The organism is Rugamonas aquatica (genome assembly GCF_009380215.1).
Classification (GTDB): domain Bacteria; phylum Pseudomonadota; class Gammaproteobacteria; order Burkholderiales; family Burkholderiaceae_D; genus Rugamonas; species Rugamonas aquatica_B.
Genome location: NZ_WHUG01000002.1, coordinates 265,418 through 279,598 on the forward strand (window position 1 = coordinate 265,418; position 14,181 = coordinate 279,598).

Consider the following 14,181-nt stretch of genomic DNA (forward strand, 5'->3'; position numbering starts at 1 on the left):
AAAATTGCTGGGCCCCGTAGTTAGCGGGGAGGAGCGCGGGTGCGGCCCGCGAACCGCTATTTTACCGTAAGCGCCCGGGCAAAAAAAAACCGCCGGGGTGAGCCGGCGGCTTGGGATCGTCCCAGGCCCGCAGGCCTGGGAGGGGATCGGCTTAGAACTTGGCAGCAGCGGTCACGTAGAACGTGCGGCCCAGTGGGCTGTTGTAACGACCGTCGTAACCAACTTGGTTACCGCCACCGGAGGTGCGGTTGGAGAACGATGGATCTTTGTCCAGCAGGTTTTTGATACCAGCGGTGACCGTGTAGTTCTTGGTGATCTCCGCGCGGGTTTGCCAATCGTAGGTGTCATACGACTTAACGTCGCGTGCCATGCCCACGAAGGCGCCCAGGGTGCCGTCAGGATTGACTGCCTTGATGGAGCCATCGGCAGCAGTACGCACCTGGTCATGGTAGCCCGAACGGTAGTTCATGGTCAGGGTATGCGTGAACATGCCTGGAGTTTTCAGGCTGACAGCGATACGGCTGATCACGCGGGTCGTGACGTTGTTGAAGCTGTCGAAGCGACCCAGGCTGCTTTCCGTGGTGGTGATTTTGTTGCCGTTCGCATCAGCATCTGGCAGGTCAACTTCCGACTTCAGCATATAGGTACCGGTCCAGTTGACGGACAGGTTGCCATAGCCAGTTTTGGTGCGGAAGGAATGATCCCAGTCGATACCTTTGTAGCGCGCCGAACCGATATTGAAGCTAGGCAGGAAGGTCACCAGCTTGTTGGCGCCGATGCCGGCGTCATACACGGTCGAGAACAGCGAGTTGAAGGCGGCTGGATTGCTGAATACCAGGCCTTCTGGCAGTGCCGTGATCTGGTTGGTCATTTTGACGTTCCACAGATCGAAGCCCAGCGACAGACCGGTCAGCGGATCCAGACGGATACCCAGGGTGTATTGCTTCGACTCTTCTGGTTTCAGGCCGGCTTCGCCTTTCAGGTTGTTACCACCCGAGGTCAGCGCGTACTGGGTATTGCCGGAGCAGTCTGCAGCGCGTGGATCCGGTGCTTTCACAGGGCAGTTGTATTTAGCCGAGGTAACGCCAGCATCCGCGACCGGAGCAATCACGTCGTCCAGATTGGCAACCTTGAAGCCGGTGCCGTAGGAACCGCGCAGCAGCACGGTGTTGACCGGGCTGTAGCGGAACGACAGTTTATACGTTGCTTTCGACGCGTCGTTGCCTTGTTCGCCGGAACCGATCAGTTTCGAATCCAGATCGTAAATGCGGTCGCTGTGGATAGCGTCGTAGCTGTCGTAGCGCACCGAGGCGGTCACGTCCAGGTTCTTGATCACTGGGATCAGGAACTCGGCGAACGTACCCCAGCTCTTACGCGAGCCTTCGATCGGCAGTGCACCCGGGGCGCTACCGAACACGGTATCGGTCCAGTTCGGCTGTTGCGGGTTAGGGCCTTGGGTGATCGAGCTAGGCAGGGAGGCGTACTTCTGCTTGGTCATATCGGCGCCGGCGCCGATTTGCAGTGGACCAGCTGGCAGTTGGTACAGTTCGCCCGAAGCGCGCACACTCAGGATGTCCAGTTTGGTCTTGGTTTCGGTGTCGAGCTCATGCAGGACAGCCGGTGCCAGCACGGCTGCTGCGCCGCCAGCTGGTGCGAACGGATCGAAGGCCAGGGTTTTGAACTTGTCCTTGCTCATGAAGCCGCCGGCATAGTTGGCGGTACGGGTGTTCTCCGAATGCACGTAGGATGCGGTGTAATCGAAGTCCTTGAAGCGGCCTTCAACGCCGCCGGCGAAGTGGCGTGCCTCGGAAACATATTCTTCCGCGCGGCCACCAGCGTCGACGAAGCGCATATTCATCGTGGCCTTCTTCACGTCAGCCGGGTTCACGCCCAGCTGCGCCAGGTAAGGCGCCACATTGGCGGCATATTTAGCGTCGCCCAGCGGCAGCGCAATGGCTTGGGCTGGCGGCGCGAAGCGGCCGGTCTGGCTGAATTTGGACGCGACGGCTTCGGCGAAGACGGTGGTGTCGTCGTTGATCTTGGCGCGGCCGGACAGGAAGAGGCTGTCGCGCTTCGATTTAGGAATCAGTTGTACCGTGCCCGAATAGTCGAACCAGCACGATTTGTCGGAGTCGCTGCCGATATAGGCGGTGTTAGGTGCGCACTTGCCGTCTTTCATGTAATTCGGCGAGAACGTCAGCGGGGTCTTGGTGGCATCCTTGAAGTTCAGCGTCACCGAAGCAGGCGTGGTGTTGATGGCCAGCTGGTACATCGAATATGGCTTGCCGCCTTCGGTGAAGCGCACCAGGCCGGTCTTGGCGAAATCGCGCTGCGAAGCGTTCAGTTCTTTTTGATCGTCGTGGCTATAGCTGGCCAGCACGTTGAAGCCGTCTTTTTCCAGATCGCCGAAGCCTTTGGACAGGGCGATATTGCCGCTGCGGCCGCCTTCTTTTTCCGGCGAGGTGTAGGTGCCTTCGGCGGTGAAGTCCTGGGCGTTTTTCTTCAGCACGAAGTTGATCACGCCGGCGATCGCGTCGGCGCCGTACAGGGCCGAGGCGCCGTCGGTCAGTACTTCGACACGTTCAACGGCTGCCAGAGGGATGCTGGCCAGGTTGACCGCGCTGCCCGCGGTGTACGGCGCCATGCGGCGGCCGTTCAACAGCACCAGGGTGTAGCTGGCGCCGACGCTGTGGATCGACGCGTTCTGTACGCCGCCGCCGCCGCCGTTGACCGAGTTCGCAGAGGTCATGTAGCCTTGCATTGCTGGCAATGCCTGGACCAGGTCTTCCACGTTCTTGGCGCCGCTCTTGGCGATGTCGGCGCTGCTGATGACCTGGACTGGCAACGCGCCTTCTTTGGCGATACGTTTAATCGACGAGCCGGTGATTTCTACTCGTTGAATGTTTTCGTTGCCGGCTTCTTGCGCCATGGCCGATTGTGCCGCCAGGCCCATGCCGATCGCTACACCACTCGAAAAGATCAGGCGTACCGAACGCGATAAAACTGTTTCTCTCATCATTGCTCAAACTCCTCTGCGGGAAAATTATGTGTGCTTTTTACGCTTTATGGGCGGGTTACTGAGATGTTCATTACGGATAGTAAAGAATTTCAGCCACCTTATGAGACCATCACGCTGTATTTCCTGTCAACATAGCAAATTGTTGCCAGCCAAACAGCTGTATTGAAAATACAACGGTTTGGTGGGGTGGCAGAGGTGTTTTGAACGTAAATGTCGCTTGACGGAACGGATGGATGAGGCCCGAAACAAGCCGTAGCAGAGGGAATTCAGGGACTGCAGCAGGGCCATGCAGAATGCAAGTATTTTATTTGAAATATAAACTCAGGTAATATCAAAATCATATTAAAATGTGATGCGAAAAAACCACATCCATTCTTCGGCCCCTGCGTAATCCCGCCAGAGTTAATTCAAACCGGGCCGATATCTTTGCCTGCCGGGCATGAATATCATTTTATAAACAAAATTAAATGACTTAACGGCACGTCCGTATTAATCCATGCCGCCCCAGCTGGCGCTCAGTATGGCGAGCGCGGCCAGGCCGGCGGTCTCGGTGCGCAGGATGCGCGGCCCCATCGCCAGCGGCAGCGCGCCGCGGGCGATCGCCAGCTGTTCTTCCGCCTCGCTCAGGCCGCCCTCGGGGCCGACCACCAGCGTCACCGGCTGCGGCGGCTGATGGCGCGCCCAGTGGGCCAGCGACTGCTCGGCGCGCGGCGTCAGGATGATGCGTTTGTGCAAGTCCTGCTGGGCGATCCACTGTTGATAATCCTGCACGCCGGCGAGCTGGGCCAGGCGGTTGCGGCCGCTCTGTTCCGAGGCCGACTCGATGATCCCTTGCCAGTGCGAAAGTTTCTTTTCCGCGCGCTCGGCCGACAGCCGCACCACGCAGCGCTGCGCCGCCAGCGGCACGATGCCGCCGGCGCCCAGCTCGATCGCTTTTTCGATGATCCAGTCCATCTTGCTGGCCTCGGGCAGGCATTGCGCCAGCGTGACGGCGTAGGGCAGCTCGACATCGCGCGGGTTGTGCGCCTTGACCTCGGCGGTCACGCTGCGCTTGCCGATCTCGCTCAGCGTGGCGCTGTATTCGCCGCCGTCGCCGTTGAACAGCGTCACCAGCTCGCCCTGGGCCAGGCGCAGCACCTGGATGTGGCGGGCCACGGCCTCGGGCAGGCTGACGAGCTGGCCGATGGCCAGCGGCTGGGAGAGATAAAAGCGGGGCATGCGCGAATCCGGTCGGTTTGAGTTCCGCAATTTTAAATGGTGGACGCCTCGGTCTGGTAAAATAATGGGTTCAGCAAGTGAGCAGCACCGACAGGCAGCATCCCATTGCCCCCAGTTTCCATACTTTCGTGATAGACCTACGATGACTTCTACGCTCCCAACCACCCAAATGGCTAACGCGATCCGCGCGCTGGCAATGGACGCCGTCCAGAAGGCCAATTCCGGCCACCCAGGCATGCCGATGGGCATGGCCGAAATCGCCGTTGCGCTGTGGAGTGGCCATTACAGCCACAACCCGGCCAACCCGAAATGGGTGAACCGCGACCGCTTCCTGCTGTCCAACGGCCACGGCTCGATGCTGCACTACGCGCTGCTGCACCTGTCCGGCTACGCGGTGAGCATGGACGACATCAAGTCCTTCCGCCAGATGCACTCGAAAACCCCGGGCCACCCGGAAGTCGATATCACCCCGGGCGTGGAAACCACCACCGGCCCGCTGGGCCAGGGTATCGCCAACGCGGTCGGCATGGCGCTGTCCGAGTACCTGCTGGCTGCCGAGTTCAACAAGCCTGGCTTTGACGTGGTCAACCACTACACCTACGCCTTCGTCGGCGACGGTTGCCTGATGGAAGGCATCTCGCACGAAGTCTGCGCGCTGGCCGGCACCCTGGGCCTGAACAAGCTGATCGCGCTGTACGACGACAACGGCATCTCCATCGACGGCAAGGTCGAAGGCTGGTTCACCGACGACACCCCGGCCCGTTTCGAAGCCTACGGCTGGAACGTGATCCGCGCGGTCGACGGCCACGATGTCGCCGCCGTGTCGGCCGCCATCGCCGCCGCCAAGACCTCGAACAAGCCGACCCTGATCTGCTGCAAGACCGTGATCGGCAAGGGTTCGCCTAACCTGCAAGGCGGCGACAAGGTACACGGCGCCGCGCTGGGCGACAAGGAAGTGGCTGCCGTACGCGAATACATCGGCTGGAGCGCCGCACCGTTCGAAATCCCTGCCGACGTCTACGCCGCATGGGACGCCAAGTCCGCCGGCGCCAAGCTGGAAGCCGACTGGGCCGCGACCTTCGCCGCCTACAGCGCACAGTTCCCGACCGAAGCCGCCGAACTGACCCGCCGCATGAAGGGCGACCTGCCAGCGGCCTTCGACGCCGCTCTGGCCGCCGGCATCGCCGCCTGCGTCGAGAAGAAAGAAAACATCGCCACCCGCAAGGCCAGCCAGAACGCCATCCAGGCGCTGGCGCCGGTGTTGCCGGAATTCCTGGGCGGCTCGGCCGACCTGACCGGTTCCAACCTGACCAACTGGAAAGAGTGCATCGCGCTGCGTTCCGGCAAACCAGGCAACCACATCAATTATGGCGTGCGCGAATTCGGCATGTCGGCGATCATGAACGGCGTCGCCCTGCACGGCGGCTACATCCCGTTCGGCGCCACCTTCCTGACCTTCTCGGACTACAGCCGCAACGCACTGCGCATGGCCGCGCTGATGAAGCAGCGTTCGCTGTTCGTGTTCACCCACGATTCGATCGGCCTGGGCGAAGACGGCCCGACCCACCAGTCGGTCGAGCACATCTCGTCGATGCGCCTGATCCCCAACCTGGACAACTGGCGTCCGTGCGACACCGTCGAATCGATGGTCGCCTGGGGCGCGGCGGTCAAGCGCAAGGATGGTCCTTCGACCCTGATCTTCTCGCGCCAGAACCTGCCGTACCAGGAACGCAGCGCCCAGCAGATCGCCGACGTGGCCCGCGGCGGCTACGTGCTGAGCGAAGTGGCCGGCGCCAAGGTCACGCTGATCGCCACCGGTTCCGAAGTCGAGCTGGCCGTGGCCGCCGCTTCCGCGCTGGCCGCGGAAGGCATCGCGGCGCGCGTGGTGTCGATGCCGTCGACCGATGTATTTGACCGTCAGGACGCCGCCTACAAGGCCAGCGTGTTGACCAAAGGCTTGCCGCGCGTGGCAATCGAAGCCGGCGTGACCGATTTCTGGTACAAATACGTCGGCCTGGAAGGCGCCGTGGTCGGCATCGATACCTTCGGTGAATCGGCTCCGGCAGGCGTGCTGTTCAAGCACTTCGGCTTCACGGTGGAAAACGTCGTGGCGAAAGTCAAATCTGTCATTGCATAATCTATAATTGCTTGTTGCATTACCTATTTTTCTAATCAGGAGCATAGTATGACGATCAAAGTTGCAATCAATGGCTACGGCCGCATCGGCCGCAATGTGCTGCGCGCTTTCTACGAAGGCGGCAAGAAACAAGACATCCAGATCGTTGCGATCAACGACCTGGGCGATGCCAAGTCGAACGCCCACCTGACCCGCTACGACACCGCCCACGGCAAGTTCCCAGGCACCGTGACGGTAGACGGCGACAATATGATCGTGAATGGCGACGTGATTCGCGTGTTCGCACAGCGCAACCCTGCGGAAATCCCATGGGGCGAGCTGGGCGTGGACGTGGTGCTGGAGTGCACCGGCTTCTTCACCACCAAAGAGAAAGCTTCGGCTCACTTGAAGGGCGGCGCCAAGAAAGTCATCATCTCGGCACCAGGCGGCAAGGACGTTGACGCCACCATCGTGTACGGCGTCAACCAGCACGTGCTGAAGTCCACCGACACCGTGATCTCGAACGCTTCGTGCACCACCAACTGCCTGGCCCCGCTGGTCAAGCCGCTGAACGACGCCATCGGCGTGGAAACCGGCCTGATGACCACCGTGCACGCTTACACCAACGACCAGGTGCTGTCGGACGTGATGCACGAAGACCTGCGCCGCGCCCGTTCGGCCACCATGAGCATGATCCCGACCAAGACCGGCGCTGCCGCCGCGGTTGGCCTGGTGCTGCCTGAGCTGAACGGCAAGCTGGACGGTTTCGCGATCCGCGTGCCGACCATCAACGTGTCGCTGGTCGACCTGTCGTTCATCGCCAAGCGCGACACGACCGTGGACGAAGTCAACGCGCTGATGAAGGCCGCCGCTGAAGGCGCGCTGAAAGAAGTGCTGACCTATCAGACCGAGCCACTGGTGTCGATCGACTTCAACCACAACCCGGCGTCGTCGAACTTCGATTCGACCCTGACCAAAGTGTCGGGCCGCCTGGTCAAGGTTTCGTCGTGGTACGACAATGAGTGGGGCTTCTCGAACCGCATGCTGGACACCACCGTTGCACTGATGACCGCCAAGTAATTTCGGTCTTCAATAAAAAAAAGCCTCCATCAGCCTGAACGCGCTCAAGATCGCGTTCAGTGCAGATAGAGGCTTTTTTCATTTGCGGCGGGATTACAGCGTACCGCGCACGCCCAGGTAGAAGCGGCGGCCGATAGGATCGTACACGCTGGCGTTGGTTTCCGTGCCGGTGGTGTTGCCGGGCAGGCCGCTGATGATCGGTGCCGGCTTGGCGTTGAAGGCATTGTCGATACCCAGGTAGAGCTCGATCTTCTTCGCCACGTCATAGGTGAACTGGAAGTCATTGTAGGTCTTGGAACCGACTTTGACGGAACCCGGCTGCAGCTTGTTGGTGAGCAGGAACTGATCGCTCAGCGCGCTGGAACCCGTGTAGGACGTGGTCATGTGGGCGCCGAATTTGTTCCATTTGTACGCCAGGTTGATGACGGCCTTGTTGCGGGCGAAACCGACCTCGCCGACGTTGTAGTCGCGGTCGGCGTCCGGCTGCGGACGCTCCCAGAAGTCCTTCAGGTAAGTGTAGGCGATGTTCGCGCTCAGGCGGCCAGGGCCGACGTAGTCCGACCACGACGCCGTGATGTCGACGCCTTCGGTGGCTTTGCCGCCGGAGTTCAGGTACAGGCTGTCGACATACTTCAGCGCGCCGACGCTGGAATCGCCCACGGTGGCGGTGCGGCGCGTGATGTATTTGCAGTAGGCGGCGTCGCCGGAGTAGCACTGGTTCAGCGTGTACTGGCGGTCGGACAGCAGGATCGCATCCGAGATCTTGATGTTGAAGTAGTCGGCCGTGAAGGTGAACTTGCTCAGCATCGGAATCGAGCGCGGCGTCAGCACCACGCCGACGGTGGTCGAACGTCCTTGTTCCGCTTTCAGGCGGGAGTTGCCGCTGTCGTAGCCGCTGACGCCCTGCAGATCGGGCTGGGTCAGCACGACCTTGCCGTTGGCGGCGATGTTGGCGCTGACGTAGGGATTGGCGCGGCAGCCCGCATCGTATTTGCCGGTCGAGGTGGCGGTCACGCCTTCGCACGGATCGGACACGTCGGGGAAGGTCTGGCTGGGCGCCGTGTACAGCTCGTTGATATTGGGCGCGCGGGTCGACGTGGCGCGGGTGGCGCGGAACTTGATGTCCGAGGTCGGCGCCCATTCCAGGCCGGCGTTCCAGCTGTTGGTGTTGCCGACGGTCGAGTAGTGGCCGTTGCGGAAGGCGCCGTTGAAGGCCAGCGACTTGGCGAAGGGCTGGTCTTTCAGCAGCGGCACGCGGGTTTCGATGAAGAACTCGCGCACATGGTAGCCGCCTTCGGTCGGCGGCAGCGCGTTGCCGGCGTTCAGGCCTGCCTGGGTCAGCGGGTCGGGCACCGCGCTCGATTGCTCGTCGCGCCATTCGAAGCCGGCCGCCCAGCCGATCTTGCCGGCCGGCAGATCGAAGTACTCGCCGCTGATCGAACCGCCCGCCAGTTTTTGCGTGATCGAGGTGGTCAGCGAGCCGGGCGCGATCACGTACTTCAACGCTTCCGGGCTGACGGTGTTGTAGCCGAACAGATTGATCGGCACGCAGCCCAGCGCGCGGGCGTTGGCGTCGGCGCAGATGGCGTCGGTGGTGCTGCCGTTGCGGTTGACGTCGTTGACGTCGGGGATGGCTTCCAGCGCATTGCGGAAGTTCAGCACATTGACCTGGCCGGACGAGTTCTGCGCTTCCTTGGTCTTGCCGTAGGCGATGTAGGTATCGTAGTTCCAGTCGCCGACGCTGCCTTTCAGGCCGGTCGCCAGGCGGAAGGTGTCGCGGTCGGCGGTCTGGGTGCGGCTGCCCACCTCGGACATGCGGCGCGTGAAGCTGTAGTCGCGCAGGCCGTCGCCATCCTTGTCGGTGATGCGGTCGTACAGGTACTGCGGCACCAGCGGATTGCGCACCGCCTTGCCGTTGACCATGGTCTCGGCCGGCACCAGGCCTTCCGAGGCTTTGTAGATATCGTCCGACCCCAGGCCGAACGGCTCGGTATTGGTGCGGGTCTTGGACGAGGCGAAGTTACCTTCGAAGAAGGCGCTGACCTTGTCGTTGATCGCGTAGTTGCCGCTGGTGGCGAACAGGAAGCGCTCGGTCGGGATCGCGATGGTGCGGAAGGCCGAACGGTTGAAGCCGGTCGCGGCCTGGCCGTTGCCGCCGTTGACGTTCCACGGAATGATGTTGCCGGCGCGGTCGTAGGTGAAGTCGTCATCGTCGCCGGTGAAGTGGCCCTGCGGCGCGAACGACGACAGGTTGGGGACAGGGATGAAGGCGTCGCTGGCCAGCTTGGTCTTGGGCAGTTTCGAGGTCTGGTCGTTGGCCGAGATGGCGCGGTCGCGCGAGAACACCGCGCCCTGCTTGGAGTAGCCGAAGTGGCCCATGACATTGCTGGCGCCGTCGGCGCTGGATGTGCCGAAGGTCAGCGACAGTTTTTTCTTGAAGTCGTCGCCTTCCGAGCTGCGGCCGGTCGAGGCGTCGAACAGCAGGCCGTTGAAATTGCGTTTCAGGATGATGTTGACCACGCCGGCCACGGCGTCCGAACCGTAGGTGGCGGAGGCGCCACCGGTCAGCAGTTCGACCCGTTCGATGAAGTCGGTAGGAATGGTGTTCAGGTCGACCGCGGTATCGCCCGGCACGCCGGATACGAAGCGGCGGCCGTTGACCAGCACCAGGGTGCGCGAATCGCCCAGGTTGCGCAGGTTGACGGTGGATACCCCGGCGCTGGAGGTCACGAAGTTCGAGTTGGTACGGCTCAGGGTAGGCGTACCCATGGTCGGGTTCTTCTGCAGCAGGTCTTGCAGAGTGGTCGCGCCGGAGGCGGCGATGTCGGCCGACGACAGGATTTGCAGCGGCGACGGCGATTCCGCACCTGGCGCCGAGATGCGGGAACCCGTGATTTGAACCTTCTGTATGCCGTCCGCGGCAGCTTCCTGCGCGTGGGCGGCCTGTAAGCCCAGCGCCAGTCCTCCCACGCAGATCATGCGTACGGAACGGGATAACGTTGTTTCTTTGATCATTGCCTACTCCTCCAATTTTTATTAGTCGTGCAAATTGTCGGAAAAACATTTTTTCCGATCTGCTAATGTATTGGCGGAATGGTGTTTTTGTAAACACAAAATGGCAATGAAGTCAAAAAACCAATGTTGGTGTTATTTTTATACTACAAGCTGACGCGCAAGCCCAGATAGTAGCGCCGCCCGATCGCATCGTAGGTCGAGGTGTCGGTCTCGGTACCGGTCTGGTTGCCGGGCAGGCCGCTGATGATGGGCGGCGCCTTGGCGTTGAAGACATTGTCCATGCCCAGATAGAGCTGCAGAGATTTCTTCAGGTCGTAGGTGAACTGGAAATCGTTGTAGGTGCGCGAACCCACGCCCACCGTGCCGGGCGGAATGCTCAAGCTTTTCAGGAACTGGTCGTCCAGCGACACCGGGCCGGTGTAGGTGGCCGTCCAGTTGACGCCCATGGCCCCCCATTTGTAGGCGAGGTTGAGGCCGGCCCGGTTGCGCGGGGCATTGGTGTTGGCTGCCGTGATCTCGCCGACATCGACGTTCTTTTCCGCCTCCGGCGTCGCCTTCTGCCACAGATCGCGCAGCCAGGTCCAGGCCAGGCGGGCGCTCAGCTTGCCGGGACCGAGCTGATCCGCCCACGAGGCGGTGACGTCGACGCCCTCGGTGCCGAAGCCGCCGCTATTGGTGGCGGCGATATTGCTGTACTGGATGGAGCCGGAGCTCAGGTTGCCGACCGCGGCCGGACGGCGCGTGATAAAGCTGCAAAAGGCTTGATTGTTCTGGTTATAGCATTGATCCAGCGCATATTGTCGGTCAGTGTTGACGATGGCGTCGGCGATCTTGATGGTGAAGTAGTCGAGCGTGAAGGTGAACTTGCGCAACATCGGTACTGAACGCGGCGTCACCACCAGGCCTATCGTCGTGGAGCGGCCTTTTTCCGCCTTGAGGTTGGGGTTGCCGCTGTTGTAGCCGCTGATGCCCTGCTGGTCGGCTTGATTTAACGTGAAAATGCCGCCATGTGCGTTCATATTGGCGGCAACTCCCGGCGCATTGCGGCAATTGACGGCCAGCGAGCTGGTCCCGGAAATGGACACGCCTTCGCAGGGATCGACCAGTCCGGTGGGGAAATCCTGGCTGGGCGCCTGGAACAGTTCGTTGATATTCGGCGCCCGCGTCGATTGCGCGCGCGTGCCGCGCAGCTTGATGTCGGTGGTGACGCCCCATTCGAGGCCGGCGTTCCAGCTGTTGGTGCTGCCGACGGTGGAATAGTCGCCGTGGCGCACCGTGCCGAGGAAGCTCAGGTCGCGTGCGTAGGGCAGGTCTTTCAGCAGGGGCACGCGGGTTTCGACAAACACCTCGCGCACCAGGAAGTGGCCGAAGGTGGGCGGCAGGGCGTTGCCGGCGTTCAGGCCGGACTGCGTCAGCGGATCGGGCACGGCGCTGGACTCTTCGCTGCGCCATTCGAAGCCGGCGGCGATGCCGATGCGGCCGGCGGCCAGGCCGGGCAGTTCGCCGGTGACGGAGCCGCCCACCAGTTTCTGCGTGATCGCGGTTTCCAGCGAGCCGGGCGCGGTAACGTACTTGAGCGCGGCAGGCGTGATGCTGTTGTAGCCGAAGATATTGATGGGAACGCAGCCCTCGGCCACGGCGTGGGTGTCGCGGCACACCGGCGCGCCATCGGCGCCGGGGATGGCTTCCAGCGCATTGCGCAAACTCATGACATTGACCTGGCCGGTGGAGTTTTGCGCTTCCTTGGTCTTGCCATAGCTGAGGTAGGTTTCATAGTTCCAGTCGCGTACCGTGCCTTTGAGCCCGGTGGCCAGGCGGAAGGTGTCGCGGTCCACGGTAGAGTGGCGCGGGCCGAATTCGGACAGGCGGCGGGTGAAGAAGTAGTCCGGCAAGCCGTCGCCGTCGGTGTCGCTGATGCGGTCATATAAATACTGCGGCACCAGCGGATTCTTGACCAGCACGCCGTTGACCATGGAAGCGGCCGGCACCTGGCCGCTGGGTTTGTACACCTGGTCCGAGCCCAGGGCGAAGGCTTCGATGTTGGTATCGACCTTGGACGACGCATACGTGCCCTCGAAAAACGCGCTGTGCTGGTCGTTGAACGCCCAGTTGCCGTTGGTGGCGAACAGGTAGCGCTCGGTCGGGACGGCGATCAGGCGGTAGGCCGAGCGGTTGAAACCAGTCGCGCCGGCGCCGCTGCCGGCTGTGCCATTTTGATTCCACGGGATAATGTTGTTATTCGTATCATAGGTGAAATCCTCGCTGTCGCCGAAGAAATGGCCCTGCGGCGCGTAGCCCGAAAAGTTGGGACGCTTGGCGACGAAGGCCAGTTCCGGGTGGCCCTGGGTGATGGCCGAGGTCTGGTCGACGGCCGAGGCCGGGCGGTCGCGCGAGTACACCGCGCCCTGTTTCGAGTAGCCGAAATGGCCCATGACATTGCTTGCGCCGTCGGCGCCGGTGGTGCCGAAAGTCAGCGCCAGTTTCTTTTTAAAGTCATCGCCTTCGTTGCTGCGGCCGGTTTGCGCATCGAATAACAGGCCATTAAAGTTTTTCTTCAAAATAATATTCACCACGCCCGCCACGGCATCCGATCCATAGGTTGCGGAGGCGCCGCCGGTTAATAACTCGACCCGCTCAATAAAATCCGTCGGTATTGTATTGAGGTCGACAGCAGTATCTCCGGGCACGCCGGAAACAAATCTTCGGCCATTCATTAATACCAGCGTGCGGGAATCTCCGAGGTTTCTTAAATTAATAGTCGATACGCCGGCACTGGAAGTCTGGAAATTGGAATTGCTGCGGCTGATAGTCGGCGTGCCCATGGTGGGGTTTTTCTGCAATAAATCCTGCAGATTGGTGGCGCCGGAGGCGGCAATATCTACCGAATTTAATATCTGCAAAGGCGAGGGCGATTCCGCCGCTGGCGATGCAATGCGCGAACCGGTGATTAATACTTTCTGCATCGGTTCGGCAGCCTCCTGGCTGAGGGCGGCTTGCGTGCCCAGCGCCAAGCCTCCGGCGCAAAGCAGACGTATCGAGCGGGCGAGCGAGTTTTCGTTGTTCATTATCCGACTCCTAGGGTAGGTCGCGGTTATTTTGAAATGTCACCGCTTATAGACTGACTAGGCTGCCGAAGAGTTCCCCGTGGCCGTAAGCTCGTTTTTGGCGTTTACATGCCAATAATTGGCATGTTCGCAGAATGAGGACGAAAAAAAACCGGGACATCGTCCCGGTTTTGTGTGCGCGTGGCAGGTTTTATTTGTAGATGCCGGAGCCGACCAGCATGTCGTCGACTTTTTCGATATAGCCGGATTTGGCTTCCACCGCCTTGGTGACCGGATTCGGCCATTTGAAATCGACCCAGCCTTTACCTTTGCCTTTGGCGAGGTCGACCATTTCTTTAATCATTGGTTTGCCTTCATTATCCTTGAGGGTAATCAAAGGTTTTCCAACCATTTTAGGATTATTGCCGTGAGCTAAAGCCACGCCATTTAAATCGTACACATAGATATACAGATCGCGGTCATGGAAAGTCGTGTTGGCCGGATCGGAAATCGCCGCAAAAGCTTTTTCCTTGCCATCGGATTTAATCAGGGCAACCGCTTTTTTAACCATGGCGACGGCTTCGTCGGGAGTGCCCTTGTCGGCGGCCAGGGCGGTCGATGACATGGCAAACATGCTTAAGCTTAACGCTGCGGCACCGAATAATGCTTTCATACCATTTCTCCTCTTG

The 14,181-nt window shown here is 60.8% G+C and carries 7 protein-coding genes; 2 read left to right on the forward strand and 5 right to left on the reverse strand.

All coding sequences use genetic code 11. The annotated features are described in order from the left end of the window. Window positions 1-151: 151 nt before the first annotated feature. Together GEV02_RS05460 and GEV02_RS05465 are read right to left on the reverse strand one after the other, a co-directional pair. On the reverse strand, window positions 152-3,019 hold the full coding sequence (locus GEV02_RS05460; RefSeq protein ID WP_152836929.1) for a TonB-dependent receptor domain-containing protein: 2,868 nt from the start codon (window positions 3,017-3,019) through the stop codon (window positions 152-154). Between the two features lie 489 nt (window positions 3,020-3,508). After that, entirely contained in the window at window positions 3,509-4,237 is a 729-nt protein-coding gene (locus tag GEV02_RS05465) for a 16S rRNA (uracil(1498)-N(3))-methyltransferase (protein ID WP_152836930.1), read from the reverse strand. Window positions 4,238-4,379: 142 nt separating this feature from the next. On the opposite strand from GEV02_RS05465, the gene tkt reads away from it, so the two are divergent. Together tkt and gap are read left to right on the forward strand one after the other, a co-directional pair. Continuing rightward, window positions 4,380-6,374 carry a transketolase gene (gene tkt / locus GEV02_RS05470; protein WP_152836931.1) on the forward strand — a complete coding sequence of 665 codons (1,995 nt, stop codon included), beginning with the start codon at window positions 4,380-4,382 and terminating at the stop codon, window positions 6,372-6,374. Window positions 6,375-6,422: 48 nt separating this feature from the next. Then, a complete protein-coding gene (gene gap / locus GEV02_RS05475) occupies window positions 6,423-7,433 on the forward strand; it encodes a type I glyceraldehyde-3-phosphate dehydrogenase (RefSeq protein ID WP_008445703.1) in 1,011 nt (336 codons plus the stop codon). 93 nt (window positions 7,434-7,526) lie between these two features. Here gap and GEV02_RS05480 read toward each other — a convergent pair whose 3' ends face one another. The 3 genes from GEV02_RS05480 to GEV02_RS05490 form a co-directional block, all read right to left on the reverse strand. Next, window positions 7,527-10,448: a TonB-dependent receptor domain-containing protein gene (locus GEV02_RS05480; RefSeq protein ID WP_152836932.1), complete on the reverse strand. Its 2,922-nt coding sequence runs from the start codon at window positions 10,446-10,448 to the stop codon at window positions 7,527-7,529. A gap of 143 nt (window positions 10,449-10,591) precedes the next feature. Beyond that, on the reverse strand, window positions 10,592-13,513 hold the full coding sequence (locus GEV02_RS05485; protein ID WP_152836933.1) for a TonB-dependent receptor domain-containing protein: 2,922 nt from the start codon (window positions 13,511-13,513) through the stop codon (window positions 10,592-10,594). Between the two features lie 190 nt (window positions 13,514-13,703). After that, window positions 13,704-14,165, reverse strand: coding sequence for a cache domain-containing protein (locus tag GEV02_RS05490; RefSeq protein WP_152836934.1), 462 nt, complete (start codon window positions 14,163-14,165; stop codon window positions 13,704-13,706). Window positions 14,166-14,181 lie beyond the last annotated feature (16 nt).

Coding starts and splice junctions, on each gene's coding strand:
- gap (WP_008445703.1), top strand. CDS start 6,423: ATGACGATCAAAGTTGCAATCAATGGCTACGGCCGCATCGGCCGCAAT.
- tkt (WP_152836931.1), top strand. CDS start 4,380: ATGACTTCTACGCTCCCAACCACCCAAATGGCTAACGCGATCCGCGCG.
- GEV02_RS05460 (WP_152836929.1), bottom strand. CDS start 3,019: ATGATGAGAGAAACAGTTTTATCGCGTTCGGTACGCCTGATCTTTTCG.
- GEV02_RS05485 (WP_152836933.1), bottom strand. CDS start 13,513: ATGAACAACGAAAACTCGCTCGCCCGCTCGATACGTCTGCTTTGCGCC.
- GEV02_RS05490 (WP_152836934.1), bottom strand. CDS start 14,165: ATGAAAGCATTATTCGGTGCCGCAGCGTTAAGCTTAAGCATGTTTGCC.
- GEV02_RS05480 (WP_152836932.1), bottom strand. CDS start 10,448: ATGATCAAAGAAACAACGTTATCCCGTTCCGTACGCATGATCTGCGTG.
- GEV02_RS05465 (WP_152836930.1), bottom strand. CDS start 4,237: ATGCCCCGCTTTTATCTCTCCCAGCCGCTGGCCATCGGCCAGCTCGTC.